16 protein-coding genes and 1 riboswitch are annotated in these 19107 nt (G+C 66.3%); of the genes, 10 read left to right on the top strand and 6 right to left on the bottom strand.

All coding sequences use genetic code 11. The features are described 5' to 3' along the window. Positions 1–163: 163 nt before the first annotated feature. The 6 genes from NMG10_RS22500 to NMG10_RS22475 all read left to right on the top strand — a co-directional run bounded on the left by NMG10_RS22500 (position 164) and on the right by NMG10_RS22475 (position 7230). Positions 164–703, top strand: a complete 540-nt coding sequence (locus tag NMG10_RS22500) for a sigma-70 family RNA polymerase sigma factor (RefSeq protein WP_232856641.1) — start codon at positions 164–166, stop codon at positions 701–703. Then, the gene (locus tag NMG10_RS22495; protein ID WP_232856642.1) at positions 696–1628 is read left to right on the top strand and encodes a FecR family protein; all 933 of its coding nucleotides are present in this window, start codon (positions 696–698) and stop codon (positions 1626–1628) included. The genes NMG10_RS22500 and NMG10_RS22495 overlap by 8 nt, the downstream gene beginning before the upstream one ends. Before the next feature lie 289 nt (positions 1629–1917). Beyond that, positions 1918–2610, top strand: a complete 693-nt coding sequence (locus NMG10_RS22490; protein WP_232856643.1) for a response regulator transcription factor — start codon at positions 1918–1920, stop codon at positions 2608–2610. Continuing rightward, a complete protein-coding gene (locus NMG10_RS22485; RefSeq protein ID WP_232856644.1) occupies positions 2610–3947 on the top strand; it encodes a sensor histidine kinase in 1338 nt (445 codons plus the stop codon). Before NMG10_RS22490 ends, NMG10_RS22485 begins: the two co-directional genes overlap by 1 nt. Positions 3948–4030: 83 nt before the next feature. Continuing rightward, positions 4031–6259, top strand: coding sequence for a TonB-dependent siderophore receptor (locus NMG10_RS22480; RefSeq protein ID WP_232856645.1), 2229 nt, complete (start codon positions 4031–4033; stop codon positions 6257–6259). Between the two features lie 68 nt (positions 6260–6327). Further along, positions 6328–7230, top strand: a complete 903-nt coding sequence (locus NMG10_RS22475; protein ID WP_254465166.1) for an alpha/beta hydrolase — start codon at positions 6328–6330, stop codon at positions 7228–7230. A gap of 311 nt (positions 7231–7541) precedes the next feature. Here NMG10_RS22475 and NMG10_RS22470 read toward each other — a convergent pair whose 3' ends face one another. From NMG10_RS22470 to NMG10_RS22460, 3 genes are read right to left on the bottom strand one after another with little or no spacing between them, the layout of a single operon-like run. Then, the gene (locus NMG10_RS22470) at positions 7542–8339 is read right to left on the bottom strand and encodes a nucleotidyltransferase domain-containing protein (protein WP_232856647.1); all 798 of its coding nucleotides are present in this window, start codon (positions 8337–8339) and stop codon (positions 7542–7544) included. A 39-nt stretch (positions 8340–8378) separates the two neighbouring features. Beyond that, the gene (locus NMG10_RS22465) at positions 8379–9584 is read right to left on the bottom strand and encodes an RtcB family protein (protein ID WP_232856648.1); all 1206 of its coding nucleotides are present in this window, start codon (positions 9582–9584) and stop codon (positions 8379–8381) included. 39 nt (positions 9585–9623) lie between these two features. Then, positions 9624–10754, bottom strand: a complete 1131-nt coding sequence (locus NMG10_RS22460) for a slipin family protein (RefSeq protein ID WP_254465165.1) — start codon at positions 10752–10754, stop codon at positions 9624–9626. 599 nt (positions 10755–11353) lie between these two features. On the opposite strand from NMG10_RS22460, the gene rtcR reads away from it, so the two are divergent. After that, positions 11354–12937, top strand: a complete 1584-nt coding sequence (gene rtcR / locus NMG10_RS22455; RefSeq protein WP_232856650.1) for an RNA repair transcriptional activator RtcR — start codon at positions 11354–11356, stop codon at positions 12935–12937. Between the two features lie 36 nt (positions 12938–12973). Beyond that, a riboswitch (FMN riboswitch) is annotated at positions 12974–13115 on the top strand. Between the two features lie 80 nt (positions 13116–13195). Further along, positions 13196–13846: a 3,4-dihydroxy-2-butanone-4-phosphate synthase gene (ribB, locus tag NMG10_RS22450; RefSeq protein WP_203650081.1), complete on the top strand. Its 651-nt coding sequence runs from the start codon at positions 13196–13198 to the stop codon at positions 13844–13846. 160 nt (positions 13847–14006) lie between these two features. On the opposite strand, the gene NMG10_RS22445 is transcribed toward ribB, so the two are convergent. Genes NMG10_RS22445 through NMG10_RS22435 form a run of 3 tightly spaced genes read right to left on the bottom strand, consistent with a single transcriptional unit; the run spans position 14007 to position 17740 of the window. Next, on the bottom strand, positions 14007–15200 hold the full coding sequence (locus tag NMG10_RS22445) for an SGNH/GDSL hydrolase family protein (RefSeq protein WP_254465164.1): 1194 nt from the start codon (positions 15198–15200) through the stop codon (positions 14007–14009). 1 nt (position 15201) lies between these two features. Next, the gene (locus NMG10_RS22440; RefSeq protein WP_232856652.1) at positions 15202–16338 is read right to left on the bottom strand and encodes an SGNH family hydrolase; all 1137 of its coding nucleotides are present in this window, start codon (positions 16336–16338) and stop codon (positions 15202–15204) included. Further along, entirely contained in the window at positions 16325–17740 is a 1416-nt protein-coding gene (locus NMG10_RS22435; RefSeq protein ID WP_232856653.1) for an MBOAT family protein, read from the bottom strand. Before NMG10_RS22435 ends, NMG10_RS22440 begins: the two co-directional genes overlap by 14 nt. Positions 17741–17960: 220 nt before the next feature. Here NMG10_RS22435 and NMG10_RS22430 point away from each other — a divergent pair, with 220 nt between their 5' ends. Both NMG10_RS22430 and ispA read left to right on the top strand, forming a co-directional pair. Then, positions 17961–18203, top strand: a complete 243-nt coding sequence (locus NMG10_RS22430) for an exodeoxyribonuclease VII small subunit (protein WP_028690287.1) — start codon at positions 17961–17963, stop codon at positions 18201–18203. After that, a complete protein-coding gene (ispA, locus tag NMG10_RS22425; protein ID WP_232856654.1) occupies positions 18200–19087 on the top strand; it encodes a (2E,6E)-farnesyl diphosphate synthase in 888 nt (295 codons plus the stop codon). The genes NMG10_RS22430 and ispA overlap by 4 nt, the downstream gene beginning before the upstream one ends. The last annotated feature ends 20 nt before the right edge of the window (positions 19088–19107 follow it).

The raw sequence follows: 19107 nt of genomic DNA, 5'->3' as shown, positions 1-19107 counted from the left end.
TCGCTCGTGAGGTCAGTGCCCGGCACTCGATGCGGGCTTGCACCCCTTCTGTCGCATGACGGCGAAAAAGGTATATGCGTGCGATTCGCATTTTCACTTGATCTTGTGATTTAGCCAAATCTAGTGATAATTGTTTGCATTTACACCCTGACACCTCCCCGCCATGACCCTTTTCAATACTCCGCCCCAGCCCGCCGAGCGCTGCGCCGTGACCACGCTGTACATCGAGCACCACGCCTGGTTGCGCGGCTGGCTGGCGTATCGACTGCGCTCCTGGGGGCGTGGCGTGGCCGACGACCTGGCCCAGGACATCTTCGTGCGCGTGCTCGCCAGCCGCGACAGTAACCAGCCCGATACCCTGCGCCAGCCACGCGCCTACCTGACCCGTATCGCCAACTGCGTGCTGGTCAGCTGGCGCCGCCGTCATTCGCTGGAGCAGGCCTGGCTCGAAGCGCTGGCGCTGGTGCCCGAAGCGCTGCAGCCGTCGCCCGAGCAGCAGAGCGTCATCCTCGAGACCCTGCACGAGATCGACGCAGTGCTCGACGGCCTGCGCCCACGGGTCAGGCAGGCATTCCTGATGGCCACCCTGGACGGCATGAAGCAGAAAGACATCGCGCAGGCGCTGAACATCGCCCTGCCGACGGTGAAGAAGTACATCCACGAGGGCTACATGGCCTGTCTGAGCCAGATGCCCGATGACTAACCAGCCCGCCATTGCCCAGGCCGTGCTCGCCGAGGCCGCCGCCTGGTTGCTGCTGATGCAGGAAGGCCCGCTGACCCCGGCGCAGCAGCTCGAACTGGAGTGTTGGCGGCGCCGCGACCCGGACCACGAACGCGCCTGGAAGCGTGCCCAGCGCCTGCTGACCCGCCTCGGCACCCTGCCGCCGACCCTCGCCCGGCAAACCCTCGCTCGCCCGCAGGACAGCAGCCGGCGCACCGTACTGCGTGGCCTGCTGGGGCTGATCGGCGCGGCCCCGCTGGGCTGGTGGGCATGGCGTCAGGCCCGGGAGGGTGTCGACTACCAGACCGCAGTGGGCGAACGGCGCGAGTTGCTGCTGAGCGATGGCACCCAGGTCACGCTCAACAGTCACAGCGAGCTGCGTGTGCTGTATTCGGCCGAGGAGCGCCTGCTGTACCTGCGCCGTGGCGAGGTGTACATCGTCACCGCGACGGACCCGTCGCGGCCGTTGCGGGTGCGCTCCGATCACGGCCTGATGCAGGCGCTGGGCACCCGCTTCAGCGTGCGCCAGCTCCTTCACGAGACCCAGCTCGCGGTTTATGAAGGCGCCGTGCGCGTCACCCCCGAAGCTGGCCGTGGCAGCGTCATCCACGCAGGCTCGCAGGTACGCTTCGACCGCGACCGGCTCGGCCTGGTGGAAACCGCCCGCGACACCCAGCTGGCCTGGCGCAGGGGTTTGCTGGTGGTCGACGACATGCCGCTATTGCAGTGGGCCCAGGAGCTGATGCGCTACGCCGACCAGCGCCTGGTCTGCGACCCGGCCGTGGCCGAGCTGCGGGTCTCCGGCAGCTTCCCGGTCGATGACCTGCCACTGGCCCTGGCCATGCTGAGCGAGAGCCATGGCCTGCGAGTGCGGAGCGAAGCTGGTGGGATGTTCATAAGTCGCTGATCCCCCAGCTGTCATGCAGGGAACCTACGACTATGCGGCCAACGCGTACCCTGTGGGAGCGGCTTTAGCCGCGAAGCAAGCAACTCGATGGATGGCACCGGCTTCGCCGGTGTTCGCGGCTGAAGCCGCTCCCACAGGTCCCTTCCAGGTCGATAATTCATGTGAAGCCCGCGCCCACGGGAGCTATGTGACGAACCACTCGACGCAATGCCAGCATCCGGCCATTGCCCCGGCACCATCGCCAATGGGATGATTCGTATTTGCAATGAATTCTCATCAAGGTCACCCCGTGCCCCCCAAACTCCTCCTCGCCGAAGACGACCCCCGATTGCGCCAGGACCTGGAACAGCACTTCCTGCGTCGCGGCTTCAGCGTCCAGGCCTGCGAGAACGGCACCCAGGCATTGAACGCGATGCACCAGGCGCCCTTCGACCTGCTGCTGCTGGACATCATGCTCCCCGGCATCGATGGCCTCAGCCTGCTCGACGAACTGCGCCGGCACCAGGCGGTACCGGTGATGCTGATGTCGGCCCTGGGCGCCGAGCAGGACCGCATCAGCGGCTTCACCCGCGGCGCCGACGACTACCTGCCCAAGCCCTTCAGCCTGGCCGAGCTGGATGCCCGGGTCGATGCCCTGCTGCGCCGGGTGGCGCTGGACCGACGCCCGCCCACGCCACGCAACGCCTGCACGCTGACCTTCGATACCGCCAACCATGATGTCGCCCAGCATGGCCAGAGTGCCGGGCTGACCGGTTCCGAATACCGATTGCTGCTGACCCTGCAGGCCCATCCCGGCGAGGCACTGAGCAAGGCCTTCCTGTACCAGAGCGTCCTGCACCGGGCCTACACCCGCCTCGACCGTGGCCTGGACGTGCATGTGTGCAACCTGCGCCGCAAGCTCGGCGCCATCGGCGCCGGACACCTGGAGATCCAGGCCGTGCGCGGCCAGGGCTATATCCTGGTCGATGCGGGCAGCAGCTGATGCGCCGTCATCCGCTGCTGTGGAAGCTGGCGCTGCTGCAGGTGTGCTTCTGCCTGCTGCTGACCTGGCTGATCTGGACCTGGGGCCTGTCGGTCGAACGCAGCACCTACTTCCTCGCCCCCGCCGACCGGGTGTTCCTCGCCGGCTTCGCCGAACAGGCCGAGCAGGCCTGGCACGCGGAGGGAGCCGATGGCGTGGAACGCCTGCGCCGTCGGCTCGAAACCGAGGAGGACACCTGGGTCGCCATCATCGGCCCCCATCTGCAGAGTCTCGGCACTACCCCGCTGAACGCCGATGAAGCCAGCCGCCTTACCTTCATGCGCAAGCTCGACTGGCCGATGAGCCGGCGCCTGCAGGACGAGCTGCCATACGTGAGCATCGCCTTCCCCGAACACCCCGAGGACGGCCGCCTGGTCATCCAGCTCCCCGAACACCTGCTGCCCACCGGCCTGACACCCTGGACCCACGTGATCACCCACGGCGTGGCCCCCGCCCTGCTCGCCCTGCTGCTGGGCCTGGCGCTTTACCGCCACCTGGTCGTGCCGCTCAACCGCCTGCGTGACCGTGCCGACGCCCTGCGCGCCGACGATCTGGACAGCCCCGGCCTGCCCCTGCAGGAACGTCGCGACGAGCTGGGCGAGCTGGCCCAGGCCTTCGAGCACATGGCCGTGCGCCTGCGCAAAAGCCTCGACCAGCAACGCCTGCTGCTGCGTACCCTGTCCCACGAACTGCGCACCCCGCTGGCGCGCCTGCGCATCGCCCACGACAGCGAACTACCGGCGGAACTGCTACGCCAGCGCCTGGACCGCGAAGTGGACGACATGCAGAAACTGCTGGAGAACACCCTCGACCTGGCCTGGCTGGACACCGAGCGGCCGCAACTGGCGACCGAACCGGTACTGGTGCTCTCGGTCTGGGAGGCGCTGGTCCAGGACAGCTGCTTCGAAAGCGGCTGGCCGGTCGAACGGCTGCCCTGCTTGCTCGGGCTCGACTGCCAGGTCCAGGCGCACCTGGACAGCCTGGCCCAGGCCCTGGAAAACCTGCTGCGCAATGCCATCCGCCACTCGCCCGCCACCGGCCGGGTCAGCCTGGACGGTTGGCGCGAGGGTGCCTTCTGGCACTTGTGCCTGCGCGACCAAGGACCTGGGGTAGCGGAGGACGAACTCGAGCAGATCTTCCAGCCCTACCACCGCCTGCCCGGCAGCGGCGCCGGCTTCGGCCTGGGCCTGGCCATTGCCCGGCGCGCCATTGAGTTGCAGGGCGGACGCCTGTGGGCAAGCAATGGCCATCCCGGGCTATGCCTGCACCTGCTGCTGCCGGCCAGCGAAAGTGTTTAGAAAGTTAATGCGCTTTACTCTCAAATAGGAGTTATTACTATTTGTGATCTCTTGAATTCAGCCCGCCGTGCCGGAGATCACACATGTCGCCCCGCCCGCTTCCTTTCGCCCCCTTCCTGCTGCTGTCCAGCTGCCTGCTGAGCAGCGCCGTGCAGGCCGCCAACCAGCCAGAACCGATCGTGCTGGAAAGCCAGAACGTGGTGGCCACCGCCCTGGAGGAGACCAAGCAGGCGCCGGGGGTGTCGGTCATCACCGCCGAGGACATCCAGAAACGACCACCGGCCAATGACCTGTCGCAGATCATCCGCACCATGCCGGGGGTCAACCTGACCGGCAACTCCACCAGCGGCCAGCGCGGCAACAACCGGCAGATCGACATCCGCGGCATGGGCCCGGAAAACACCCTGATCCTGGTCGACGGCAAGCCGGTCAGCAGCCGCAGCTCGGTGCGCTACGGCTGGCGCGGCGAACGTGACTCGCGCGGCGACACCAACTGGGTGCCGGCCGACCAGGTCGAGCGCATCGAGGTGATCCGCGGCCCGGCGGCGGCGCGCTACGGTTCCGGGGCCATGGGCGGGGTGATCAACATCATCACCAAGCAACCGGCGGGAGAGACCCACGGCAACATGACCGTGTACCAGAACTTCCCGCAGCACGGTGACGAAGGCGCCACCAAGCGCGTGAGCTTCGGCCTCAACGGCCCACTGACCGACACCCTCAGCTACCGGGTCTACGGCAACGTGGCCAAGACCGACGCGGACGACTGGGACATCAACGCTGGCCACCAGTCCGCGCGCACCGGCACCCAGGCCGGCACCCTGCCCGCCGGCCGCGAAGGCGTGCGCAACAAGGACCTCAACGGCCTGCTGAGCTGGCGCCTGACCCCGGAGCAGACCCTGGAGCTCGAAGCCGGCTTCAGCCGCCAGGGCAACCTGTACGCGGGCGATACGCAGAACACCAACTCCAATGCCAACGTCAAAAGCATGCTCGGCAAGGAGACCAACATTCTCTACCGCGAGAACTTCGCCATCACCCACCGTGGCGATTGGGACTTCGGCAGCAGCATGGCCTTCCTGCAATACGAGAAGACCCGCAACCAGCGCATCAACGAAGGCCTGGCCGGCGGCACCGAAGGCATCTTCAGCAACACCGACTTCTACACCTCGACGCTGCGCGACCTGACCGCCCACGGTGAGCTCAACCTGCCACTGCACGCCTGGCGCGACCAGACCCTGACCCTGGGCAGCGAGTGGAGCCAGCAGAAACTGGACGACCCCAGCGCCAATACCCAGACCACCAGCGAAGGCGGCAGCGTGCCCGGCCTGGCCAGCAACGGCCGCAGCACCAGCAGCCAGGCGCAGATCTTCTCGCTGTTCGCCGAGGACAACATCGAACTGCTGCCCGGCACCATGCTCACTCCGGCGCTGCGCTTCGATCACCACAGCATCGTCGGCGACAACTGGAGCCCGTCGCTCAACCTGTCCCACGCGCTGACCGACACCCTGACGCTCAAGGCCGGCATCGCCCGCGCCTACAAGGCGCCGAACCTGTACCAGCTCAACCCCGACTACCTGCTCTACAGCCGTGGCCAGGGCTGCTACGGGCAGAGCACCAGCTGCTACCTGCAGGGCAACGCGCATCTGGAGGCCGAGACCAGCGTCAACAAGGAACTGGGCATCGAGTTCCAGGACAACGGCTGGGTCGCCGGCCTGACGTACTTTCGCAACGACTACAAGAACAAGATCGACTCGGGCCTGAGCGGCATCGGCCAGGCATCCGGTGGCGTCGGCGCCAACGCCAATGCCACCCTCTACCAGTGGGAGAACATCCCCAAGGCGTTGGTCGAGGGCCTTGAAGGCACCCTGACCATCCCGCTGAGCGAACAGCTGAAGTGGAGCAACAACTTCACCTACATGCTGCAGTCGAAGAACAAGACCACCGGCGAGACCCTGTCGGTGACCCCGGCCTACACGCTCAATTCGATGCTCGACTGGCAAGCCTCCGACGACCTGTCACTGCAGCTGAGCGTGGCCTGGTACGGCAAGCAGACGCCGAAGAAGTACGACTACCAGGGCAAGCGGGTCACCGGCACCGCCAACGACCAGGTGGCCCCTTACGCGCTGGTCGGCGCCAGCGGCACCTATGCGCTCACTAAAAACCTGAGCGTGACCGCCGGCATCGACAACCTGTTCGACAAACGCCTGTACCGGGCCGGCAACGCCCAGGCAGTGAACGGTATCGAGGGCGCGGGCGCAGCCACCTACAACGAACCCGGGCGCACCCTCTACACCAGCCTGACCGCCTCCTTCTGAACCCGTGCCGCCGCTGCACTCGACGATGCCGCGGCGGCTTGTCATGGAAGACCTCACGAGAACGCCCGATGAAGATCCTTTCCCTTGTCCTGGCACTGCTGCTGAGCAGTTCGGCCCTGGCCCAGCCGCATCCCGAGCAGAAGATGGACCACACCTTGCTGCAGCGCCAGGACCTGGCCTATCGCTTCAGCCACCTCGACCTGGATTCGCGCGACGGCCAGCGCCATTACCGCCTGTGGATCGGCCAGCCCCGACGCCCGGCCCCCGCCAGCGGTTACCCGGTGCTGTGGATGCTCGACGGCAACGCCGCCATCAGCGCCCTTGAGCCACCGCAACTGCAGGCGCTCGCCGGCGGCCAGGCACCGCTGCTGGTCGCCATCGGCTACCAGACAGACCAACGCATCGAGCGTGCGGCTCGCACCTACGACTACACCCCCGTAGTGCCCGGGCTGGCCGAGCAACGCGACCCCCTGACCGGACAGGCCAGCGGTGGCGCCGATGAATTCCTCGACCTGCTGGAGCAACGCATGCGCCCGATGGTTGCTGCTGTGGCGCCCGTCGACCCGCAGCTGCAGACGCTCTGGGGCCACTCCTATGGTGGGCTGTTGACGCTGCACACGCTGTTCACCCGCCCGTGGCTGTTCAGCGACTATGCGGCGGCCAGCCCGTCGTTGTGGTGGAACGACGGCGCCATCGTGGCCGAGATGCAAGGGCTGCAGGGGCGGCTGGGCAGACATCGGCCAAGCCTGCTGCTGATGCGCGGCACGCAGGAACCGGCCAATCCGCGTGGGCCGGTGTCGGGTGATGTACAACGAGCGGCCCAGGAGCTGGTGGCCAGTCTGGCCGGAGTGAAGGGATTGTCAGTAGCCTTCCAGCCATTCGATGGTCTGGGCCACGGGCCAATGCTGCCGACCTCGCTGCGGTTCGTGATGGACAGGATGTCCAGCTCAGTGAGCCGTAATCCGTTGTAAGAGCCATTCCTTTCAAGGTGTTGAGAATTGGCGCTCGGCTTGGCGTTGCCGGGGTCGCTTTGCGACCCTTTCGCGGTACAAGGCCGCTCCTACAGGGCGCGCGGTCGCCTGTAGGAGCGGCCTTGTGCCGCGAAAGGGCTGCAAAGCAGCCCCGGCAATCTCGAATTGAGCGGTCATACCCAAAAAATCGCAAAAACCTTGAAAGGGCTTGTTGTAGGAGCGGCTTTAGCCGCGATGCAAGCTGTGCGGTGTCTGGCACCCGCTTCGCGGGTAATCGCGGCTGAAGCCGCTCCTATAGATGCCGTGCCCCCTTATCCAGCTTGGCGCACGGTGTCCCGCAGAAACTCATCCAGTAACCCGCTGTCACCACGCGTCACCGGCACCTCCCGCACCTCATCGGCTCGCGCCAGCTCGGCCTCGATGAACCCATGCAGCACCTCGTCCCGAGGTCCGTGCTCGGCCTCGCCGCTGCGTCGTTTCACGGCCAGCAACGCGTCGATCGCCGCCTGCAGTCGCGGGTCATCGACGGTACGCGCCATCAAAGCGGCGAACGCCGTCGGTGGCATACCCAGCCCCTGGTCGATCCAGCGCACCGCCAGCAACGGCCGCAGCACATACAGGTACTTCTTGAAGCGCACGGTCTCACCCATCAGGTAGCCACGCAGGTTCTTGCGCGCCATCGACAGGTAGTGATGGCGCACCGCGCGTGGTGAATAGAAAGCCTCGCCCAGCTCGCGCAGGCGCCTGGTGGCCTCGGCGTCGGCGCGGTACACCAGCGGCGAGCCCAGCCACTCGAGCAGGCTCGGGTTGGCGCCGCGCATCAGGCGCAGGGTCTTGCGCAGCTCCCAACCGCTGATGTCCAGCTCGTCGCAGAGCGGACGCTCGATCACATCGCGAGGCTCGTCCACCCGCAGGTACCAGTCGTTGCGCGGCACGTAGACGAAGCGTACGTCGTAGTCGCTGTCCGGCGAAGCGAAACCCCAGGCACGGCTGCCGGACTCGCAGGCATAGAGCACGGTCACCTCGTGCTCGCGCTCGATACGTTGCAGCTCATCGAGCACCCGGGTGCGCATGGCCTCGGGCAATGGGTGGGGGTCGTCCTGATACATGTCTTCGTTCCTTGTACAGGGCGCCACCTGGCGCCCGTTTCAACCTTTCACGCACACCACCTGACGCAGGGTGTGCACCACTTCGACCAACTCGCGCTGGGCCTGCATCACCGCATCGATGTCCTTGTAGGCCATCGGGATCTCGTCGATCACATCCTTGTCCTTGCGGCACTCCACATGGGCGGTGGCGCGCTGCTGGTCCTCGACGGTGAAGCGGCTCTTGGCCTTGGTGCGGCTCATCACCCGGCCTGCGCCGTGACTGCACGAGCAGAACGATTCCTCGTTACCCAGGCCCCGGACGATGAAGCTCTTGGCACCCATGGAACCGGGAATGATGCCCAGCTGGCCCTTCTGCGCCGACACCGCGCCCTTGCGGGTCACCAGCACCTCACGGCCGAAGTGCTGTTCCTTCTGCACATAGTTATGGTGGCAGTTGACCGCCTCGAGGCTGGCCTCGAACGGTTTGCCCAGCACCTTGCGGGTGGCGGCAACCACCGCCTGCATCATCAGCTCGCGGTTGTGCCGGGCGAAGTCCTGCGCCCACTCGACCGCCTCGACATAGTCGGTGAAGTGCCGGCTGCCCTCCTCGAAATACGCAAGGTCCCGGTCCGGCAGGTTGACCATGTGCTGGCGCATGTCGGCCTGGGCCAGTTCGATGAACAGGTTGCCGATGGCGTTACCGACACCACGCGAGCCGCTGTGCAGCATGAACCAGACGCGGTCGGCCTCGTCCAGGCAGACTTCGATGAAGTGGTTGCCGCCACCCAGTGTCCCCAGGTGCTGGCGGTTGTTGGTCTTCTCCAGCCGCGGGTGCTTGTTGGTGATCGCCTTGAAGCGTCCGGCCAGGCCGCTCCACACCTGGTCGGCCTGGTCCGGCACAGTGTCCCAGGCGCCCTGGTCGCGACGGCCGAAGGTCTTGCCATGGGGCACGGCCTTCTCGATGGCCGTGCGCAGGCCGTGCAGGTTGTCCGGCAGGTCGCGGGCGTGCAGCGAGGTGCGCGCGGCGATCATGCCACAGCCGATGTCCACCCCCACCGCCGCCGGAATGATCGCGCCCACGGTGGGGATCACGCTGCCGATGGTCGAGCCCTTGCCCAGGTGCACATCCGGCATCACCGCCAGGTGCTTGAAGATGAACGGCATCTTCGCCGTGTTCATCAGTTGCTTGCGGGCGTCGTCCTCGACCGGTACACCGTCGGTCCACAGTTTGATCGGCTTGCCGCCCGCCACTTCGAGTATGTTCATTGCCTTGTTCCTTGTTGCGCTACGTCGTGTCGCAAAAGGTCAACCCGCCTTGAGGCTGACCATTCCATTCAATACCTGATCCAGGCCACCGAACACCGAAATCCGGTCGATGCGCTCGGCCACCCGCTCCAGGGTTTCCAGCTCCTTCAGGCGCAGGGCCGTCGGGTTGCCTTCCATCACCTTGGCGGTGTTGAGCAGCGAACGGGTCGCCTGGGTTTCCTCGCGGCGCCGGATCACGTTGGCCTGGGCGGCCTTTTCCGCCTCCACCACCTGTGCCAGCAGGGTCTTCATTTCGCCCGGCAGGATGATGTCGCGCACCCCCAGGCTGCTCACCTCCAGGCCACTGCCTTGCAGGTGCGCCAGCAGGTGCTCGGTGACGCTACCGTCGATGGACTGCTTGTCTTCCAGCAGCTCGTCGAGGGTGCGGGTACCCACTGCCGCACGCAAGCCGAACTGCAGCTCGCGGTACAGGTGCTCCACCGGCTTGCTCATCTGTCCGTGGGCGCCAAGCACATCGGTGTAGCGCCAGTTGGCCACCAGGCTCAAGCGCAGGCTGACCTTGTCGCGGGTGAGGATCTCCTGGCCGTTGACCTCCAACGCCTGCAGGCGGGTGTCGACCATCTCCACCGCTACCTGGCTGCCGCAGCGCCAGTAGCCATGCCGACCTGGCTCGAGCAACCCGGCCACCACGCCATCAATCTTCAGCACGCCGACATGGAAGGCCGGCACCAGCGCCAGCAGGACCAGGTCCGTGCCGGCCACGCCGGGACGGTTAAGGCGAACCACCAGTTCGTCGTCCAGGCGCCGTCCTTGATCAAGGTCGATGCGCTGCAAGCCATGTTCGACCTGACCTTTCCAGTACAGGCGGCGGCTGTCGGGGGCCAGCAACTCAACCAGGCGGCCGTCCTCGAAGCGCAGGCCGGCCTCGTGCGGCGCCAGGTCCATGGTTTCGAAATACTGCTCGACCAGTGCCGGCTCATGCCCACGCAGGTATTGCGCCAGCGGGTGGTCAAACAGCGGGGATTGGAGGCTGAAAGTGGTCACTGTCAGCCGGTCTTGCCAGTCGAAACGCTGGTACTGGCCAGGCTCGAGGATCGACACGAAGTCGCCTTCGCTCATCAACAGGCCGCGTTCGTTTTTCTTCACCACAAAGCGTTTCAACAGTTTCATCTTGCTCATCCTTTTATCAATGTCCTTGGCTGCGGGTGGTCGCCGACTCACCGAGCGCCGCGGGCGAAACCTGGCGGAGTCCGGGGCTGGGAGCGATTGCTCCGGCGGCCGCCATCGTTGCGCCTGGTCCGGCCGGCGGGCCGGGTGAACCAGCGGTGGCTCAGGCTTCCTTCGCAGTGGCGGGCCGTCCTGGCCCTGGTTGCGTTGCCTGTGCCCCACCTGCGGGTGTTGCGGGTGTAGCTACCGTGGAGGGTATTGCCGAGGCGTGGCCCGGCGAGCGCCTCGCAAGCCTGTTCACAGGCTTGCGCCGCAATGACCGGTCGTTGCGGCGGCGGCATGCACGACACCGACACCTGAAGGTGGGTACGTGCACCGGCGGGGGTTGATCCCCTGACCCGAGGGCCTGCCTGGCGATGCGGTCGAGAGGGATATAGCGAGCGGCGTGCCAGGTTTTCATTCGCTCTTGAAAAATCTTTTAACTATTTGATTTATAAGTATTTATTTTTTGTTGCGCGTTAGCCTGTGTATTGCAACGCGTCATGCCGATTTCATTTTTCGTATATCCTGAGATACATACTTATCTTTTTGGATAATCACGGATGACCAAGCCCCTCGTCGCCATCGGTTTCCTCGGCACCACCCTCGACCGCAACGGCAAGGGCGCCGCACGCTGGAACCGCTGGCGGCCAACCATCGGCCTGTGCCAGCAAGCCGACCTGCCCCTGGACCGCCTGGAACTTATCCACGGCCCCGGCGCCCGCGACCTCGGCCTGGCCGAGCGGATTCGCGCCGACATCCAGCTGGTCTCGCCCGACACCGAAGTGCGCCTGCACCCGCTGGCGCTGCGCAACCCTTGGGACTTCGAGGAGGTCTACGGCGCCCTGCACGACTTCGCCAGCGGCTATACCTTCGACACCGAGCGCGAGGACTACCTGGTGCATATCACCACCGGTACCCACGTCGCGCAGATCTGCTGGTTCCTGCTCACCGAAGCCCGCTACCTGCCGGCGCGCCTGGTGCAGACCTCGCCCTCGCGCAAGCAGGATGAAAACAGCGACCCGGCCGGCATCGCCACGCTTATCGACCTCGACCTGTCGCGCTACGACCCGATCGCCTCGCGCTTTCGCCGCGAGCAGGTCGAGGGGCAGTCGCTGCTCAAGTCCGGCATCGCCACGCGCAACCCGGATTTCAACCGCACCATCGAGCAGATCGAGCGGGTCGCCCTGCGCTCCAAGGCGCCCATGCTGCTGGTCGGCCCGACCGGCGCCGGCAAGTCGTTCCTGGCCCGCCGCGTCCATGAACTCAAGCGCGGCCGCCACCAACTGGGCGGGCGTTTCATCGAGGTGAACTGCGCCACCCTGCGCGGCGACGGCGCCATGTCGACCCTGTTCGGTCACGCCAAGGGCGCCTTCACCGGCGCCCAGAACGCCCGCGACGGTCTGCTGCGCGCCGCCGACGGCGGCATGCTGTTCCTCGACGAGATCGGTGAACTGGGCGCTGACGAACAGGCCATGCTGCTCAAGGCCATCGAGGAAAAACGCTTCTTCCCGCTGGGCGCCGACCGCGAAGTGGAAAGCGACTTCCAGCTGATCGCCGGCACCCACCGCGACCTGCGCGCCAAGGTCGCCGATGGCTCGTTCCGCGAGGACCTGTTCGCCCGCATCAACCTGTGGACCTTCGCCCTCCCGGGCCTGGCCGAACGCCGCGAGGACATCGAGCCAAACCTTGATTTCGAGTTGCAGCGCCATGCCCGCGAACAAGGCCGCCAGGTGCGCTTCAACCTCGAGGCCAAGCGCCGCTACCTGGCCTTCGCCCATTCCGGCGAGGCACGCTGGGCCGGCAACTTCCGCGAGCTGTCGGCGTCGATCACGCGCATGGCGACCCTGGCCGACAGCGGGCGTATCGACGAGGCATTGGTCGAGGAGGAGATCGGTCGATTGCGTTACGCCTGGGGCCTGGAACCGAACACCGAACCACTGCTCACAGGTCGCGAGCTGGACCTGTTCGACCAGGTGCAGTTGCAGGCGGTGATCGACGTCTGCCGCCGCGCGCCGAGCCTGTCAGAAGCCGGACGCCAGCTGTTCGCGGTATCGCGCCAGGAGAAGGCCAACCCCAACGATGCCGACCGCCTGCGCAAGTACCTGGCGCGCTTCGGACTGGACTGGCAGCAACTAAAGTCGTAGGGCTTGCCAGCCCGCTGGCACAGTGGGGTATGCTTGGCCGGTCTTCAGGGCGGGGTGAAAGTCCCCACCGGCGGTAAATCGAAAGATGAGCCCGCGAGCGCCCCGGCCATGCCGGGGGTCAGCAGACCTGGTGAGATTCCAGGGCCGACGGTCATAGTCCGGATGAAAGAAGGCGTTTGGCAGGGGCCGTCCGGGCACCCCTGCGCGCGCATTTTGTTCGCCCCGAGACGTTCATCGATCATTCACGAGGAGCGTTTCATGTCCACCATGCTCAACAAGCAATTCCCCAATGTCAGCGCCGCCATCGCCGCCTTCCAGGCCGGGCGACCCGTGCTGCTGCTCGACGACGACGACCGCGAGGACGAAGCCGATATCGTCGCCGCCGCCGAGAACCTTTCGCTGCAGACCATGGCCATGATGATCCGCGACTGCAGCGGCATCGTCTGCCTGTGCCTTGACGAAGCCACCGTCGACGCCCTGCAGCTGGCGCCGATGGTGCAGAATAACCAGGCCCGCCATGGCACCGGTTTCACCGTCACCATCGAAGCCGCCGAAGGGGTCAGCACCGGTGTGTCGGCACAGGACCGCATCACCACCATCGAAGCCGCGCTGCGCTCGACCGCCCAGGAACGTCATATCGTCAGCCCGGGCCATGTGTTCCCGCTACGCGCTCGCGATGGCGGCGTACTGACCCGTCGCGGCCACACCGAAGGCTCGGTGGACCTGGCCCGCCTGGCCGGCCTGCGCCCGGCGGCGGTGCTGTGCGAACTGATGAACCCCGACGGCAGCATGGCCCGCGGCGAGCAGGTGGCGGTGTATGCCCGCCAGTACAACCTGCCGGTGCTGACCATCGAGGAACTGGCGCGCTATCGCGAGGCGATGGTCGAGCTGGAAGCAGAGATCGCCTGAATCATCTTGGGGCCGCTGTGCGGCCCATTCGCGGCACAAGGCCGCTCCTACAGGAAATTGCGATCCCCTGTAGGAGCGGCCTCGCCGAGGCGTCGGACCGGCCGGAAAGGGCTGCAAAGCAGCCCCAACAATCTAAAGCCCAACGCCAATCAAGCTGCCGTCAACGCAACCCCAACGGCCCCTTCAGAAACTCATACAACCCCGCCGCACTCTTGCGATAACCATCAGCCGTCAGGTGCACCAGATCCGGCCGCGCCAGCCCGCCCGCCTGCCAGCCGGCAATCGAGCACGGCCCGCCCATGAACCCCTGCCAATCCCAGAACAGCGCCTTGTACTTCTGCGCCATCTGCTTCTGGATACGGATCACCGAGGCCAACGGTTGAGGCTGGCGCGCCGCACAGCTGCGCGCCTTGCGCTGCTTGATCGAATCCGGCGGCCCAACCAGCAGGATCGCCGCCTGGGGCAGGTCCTTGCGCAGGCCGACGAGGGTCGCCTCCAGTTGCGTCTGGTACAGCGCCAGGTCGAGCTTGTCGTCAAACGCTTCATTGGTGCCGTAGGCCAGGATCACCAGGTCAGGCCGCACGGCCTTGAGGCTGTCACGCCAACCCGGCTGCCACTTGTCCACCACGTCCAGGCGCGCACCGTTGATGCCCAGCGCCGAGTAGGTCACCCCGGCATTCTTCTGCCCCTGGATGTACCAGCCCCCCAGCGCGACACCCCGGCCACCCTCGACACTCAATTGCACCGGCAGGCCGACATTGGCGTAGGCCGGGCTGAAGCGCCACTGGCCATTGCTCGCCGGCAGCACGCGGCGCTGGCCACCATTGACGAAGAGGCTGGCACTGGTGGTCGACTGGTACAACGCCGAGACCTTGTAGCGCTGGCGGTCCTCGTCCCGCGCCTGCAGCACCACACTGGCGCGGTTGGCCAACGGCAGCGACAGGTAGCCCCCCAACGGGAACTGCGGGCTTTGCTGGTTGCGCGCCGACACCAGCTCCCACTGGCGCTTCTCGCTCTTGATGATCACCCGGTCGTTGCGGATCCCCGGCACCGGCGAAGCCGGCACCAGGCCGATGCCGCCGTCGCCGTAGCGCGTCTGCAACAGCTTGCGCAGCTCGCCGCTGAACAGGTCGGCGGCGGTGTGCGAGTCACCCAGCTGGACGATGGCAACCGGCGCCCGGCCGGCATTGCGCAGCTTGCCGGCGAGCAAGGCGAGGTTGCCGTCCTGACGGGCGGCAGGCGCGGCGGCGGGCCGGGCCGTGGGCTGGGCGCTCACGCTGTTGGCGCCGGTACTGCAACCCGGCGCGGCGCTGATCAGCAGGGCCAGGCCCAGCAGGTGATGCCATTGGCGCATCTCAATGTCCTGTAACGGTCAGGCCCGGAAAGCTGATCAGCGACAGAACCTGTTCGGCGATCATCTTCTGGCCTGTGATGGTGAAATGAATACCGTCGTCGACCCGCACCTTGACCCGCTTGCCCTGCGGTGTCTGCACCGTATACGAGAAGTTGGCGTCGGTGTAGCCGAGGATCGGGTTGGCCGAGACGTAATGCTGGCCAAACAGCGCGGTCTGCTCCTGGTAGAGCCCGCTGAGGTAGCCCATGGCCGTGGACAGCCGCGCCTTCTCCATGTTCGGCGGCCCGACCCAGATCACCTGCACGTTGTGCGTGCGCGCCTGCTCGAGGATCGAATCGATACGGGCACGGTAGGCGACCTCCCACTCCGGCGACTTGAAGCGCAGGAACGGCTTGCCCTTGCCCTGGGGCATGTCCCAGGGGTCGTTGGGACCGAGGAACACCACCATCAGGCGCACGTTCGGCTCATGATCGAGGGTGTCTGCCACGGTCTTCGGCCAGTTGAAGAAGCCCGGGTAGGCAAGGCCGGTACTCTGCTTGCTGAGGTTGACGGTACGGATCTGGTAGCGCTTGCGCAGGCTGTTGGCCAGGTGCGGCGCCACGCCCTGCATCAGCGAGTCGCCGACCAGGAACACTTCGTCACCAGCGGCCAGCGAGGCCACAGTCCCCGGCTGCAACAACGCCGGGGCCGGCGTGGGCGGTGCAGGCTGGGCGACAACGACGGCGGCTGGCGCATGGACCGGCGCAGGCGTCGGCTGTGCATGCGCGGGCGTCGATACCGGTGGCAGCGGTTTGGCCAGGACCGCCGGGGTTTGCAGATCGACCGTGACCACCGGCATCGGCGCGGGCATCACCTCGATCGCCGGCCCCTCGGCCAGTTGCGGCGCGGGCAGCAGTTGCTCGAGCAGGTCATCGCGCTGCGCCTCCAGCATCGCCGTCAACTGCGCACCCAAGCGCCAGGCCGGCAGCTGGCCCAGCAGCGGTATCTCGCAGCTCTGGTGGTATTTCTGCTGGCAATAGAGCTTGATCGAGTCCTGGTTCAGCCAGAACAGCAACGCGGTGGTGACCACGATCGCATACAAGCCACGGGCGGCGCCCATCTGCACCTGGAACAGCTGTTTGCTATCAGAAGCTTGCATAGATGAACCCCGGCACGCCCGACTGCGAAGCGAAAATCACCAGCGACACACCGACCCCGAGCGGGATCGGGTACAGCTGCCACGGCAGGCGCTGGAACTGCGCGCCACCCTGGCGCAATAGCGCCAGCCACTGTGGATAACTGGCCACGAACAGCACGCAGGCCAGAAGCATCAGGCCCGTGGCGCTGTTCAGGCCCGCCAGGCTCAGCTGGGCGATGTTGCCGAGCATCTCCATCGCGCCCTCAAGCGTCGGGCTGCGGAAGAAGATCCAGGCGAAGGCCACGTAGTGGAAAGTCATCAACCGCGCCATCAGGCCCGAACCCGGCAGCCGCGCGAAACCCGGAAACCACTGGCTGAACAGCTTGGAAATGGCCAGGCCGACGCCATGCAGGGCGCCCCAGATGATGAAGTTCACGCTCGCCCCGTGCCACAGGCCGGACACCAGCATCGCCAGCAGCATGTTCAGGTTGCCGCGCCATACGCCCTTGCGGTTGCCGCCCAGCGGGATGTACACATAGTCGCGGATGAAGCGCGACAGGCTGATGTGCCAGCGCCCCCAGAATTCCTTGAGGTTGTGCGCGGCGTACGGCGCGTCGAAGTTGTCCGGCAGACGGAAGCCCAGCAACAGGGCGATGCCGGTGACCAGGTTGGTGTAGCCGCTGAAGTTGAAGTAGATCAGCAAGCTGTAGCCGTACACGCTCAGCAGCACCTGCTCGGGGCTGGCGCTGCCCGGGGTGTCGAACACCGGGTCGACCCACTCGCTGCCCAGCCAGGCGCTGAGGAAGAACAGCTTGACCACCGCCATGGCGATCAGCCCCAGCGCCCGCTGCGGTTCCAGCACCTGGCGCATGGCCGGCGGGCGGATCTGCGGCAGCATGTGCAGGGCACGGTTGACCGGCCCGGCCACCAGGCTGGGGAAGAACGCCAGGTACAAGGCCAGGTCCAGCGGCGGCACCGGCGCCAGCTCGCGGCGGTTGATCGACACCAGGTAGCTGACCGAATGGAAGGTGTAGAACGACAGCCCGATCGGCACCAGCACTTCCAGCAGCGGCAGCGCCACGTCGAACCCGGCGGTGGCCAGCGCGGCCTGCGCGCCTTCGACGAAGAACGCCTGGTACTTGAACAGGTAGAAGCAGCCCAGCACCAGCGTCAGCAGCAGCACGCGGCTGAACCAGCGCCCGGGATAGCGCCCCGCCAGCAGGCCGAGCAGGTACACCAGCGCGCTATAGCCCAGCAGGATGTACAGCGACTGCAGGCTGAAGCTCGCCACCAGGCCGTAGCTGGCGGTCAGGAGCAGCAGGTTCTGCAACCGCACGCTCCAGCACAGGCTCCAATAGAGCAGGAAGAACAGCGTGAAACAGAGGCCGAATTCGATCGAGAGGAAGCTCACAACGTAGTCCATTACATGACGTCGGGGAGGAAGGTCTTTGACCCGCAGGCCAGAGCGCGCGGATTATGGCAGAGGGCCGCCACCCCCACAATTCGATTGCATGACGGATTGCAAGATGGCTTGCGCCAGACAAGTGCAACAAAATGCGACGAACGATAGGCCCACGCAATTTGCTCCCCCTGCCCCGCTCTGCTAGTGTCGCGCCGTTCTGAACGCCACCGAGACAGTCGCCATGGCCCGCAAAAAAACCTCCATCGATTTCGAACAATCCCTCGCCGACCTGCAAGCCCTGGTCGAGCGCCTGGAGAACGGCGAACTGTCGCTGGAAGAGTCGCTGGCCGCCTTCGAACAGGGCATCGCCCTGACCCGCGATTGCCAGGGCGCCCTGGCCCAGGCCGAGCAGAAGGTACAGATCCTGCTGGAGCGTGACGGCGAGCTGGCTGCCCAGCCGTTCGACGCGGAGCCCGAGGCATGATCGCCCAGTACCAGCAAAGCGCCCAGGCACGGGTCGATGCCGCCCTCGAACCGCTGTTCCAGGCACCGTCGAAGGAGCTCGAACGCCTTTACGCCGCCATGCGCTACAGCGTGATGAACGGCGGCAAGCGCGTGCGCCCATTGCTGGCCTATGCCGCCTGCGAAGCCTTCGGCGTGCCGCCCGAGCAAGCCAACGGCGCGGCCTGCGCGGTGGAGCTGATCCACGCCTACTCGCTGGTGCATGACGACCTGCCGGCGATGGACGACGATGACCTGCGTCGCGGCCAGCCCACCACCCACAAGGCGTTCGACGAAGCCTGCGCGATCCTCGCCGGCGACGGCCTGCAGAGCCTGGCCTTCAGTGCCCTGCTCGAGCCACGCCTGAGCCCGCAGTCCGACGCTATCCGCCTGCAGATGGTCCAGACCCTGGCCAAGGCCGCCGGTCCCGCCGGCATGGTCGGCGGCCAGGCCATCGACCTGGGCTCGGTGGGCGTCAAGCTCGACCAGCAAGCCCTGGAATACATGCACCGGCACAAGACCGGCGCGCTGATCGAAGCCAGCGTGCGCCTCGGCGCCCTGGCCAGCGCCCGCGCCGATCAGGCCCAGCTCGATGCCCTGCAGACTTATGCACAGGCCATCGGCCTGGCGTTCCAGGTGCAGGACGACATCCTCGACGTGGAGAGCGACACCGCCACCCTGGGCAAACGCCAGGGCGCCGACATCGCCCGCGACAAGCCGACCTACCCGGCGCTGCTCGGGCTGGAAGCGGCCAAGGCCTATGCTCTGGAGCTGCGCGACCAGGCGCTGGCCGCGCTGGCAGCTTTCGGCGACAACGCTGAGCCGTTGCGGGCCCTGGCCCGCTACATCGTCGAGCGCCGTCACTAAGTCCCCCTGTAGGAGCGGCC

Source organism: Pseudomonas sp. DVZ6, from assembly GCF_024259445.1.
Taxonomy (GTDB): domain Bacteria; phylum Pseudomonadota; class Gammaproteobacteria; order Pseudomonadales; family Pseudomonadaceae; genus Aquipseudomonas; species Aquipseudomonas peradeniyensis.
Note: the sequence above shows the minus strand (reverse complement) of the source record. Positions and strands in the feature narration are given on the sequence as shown.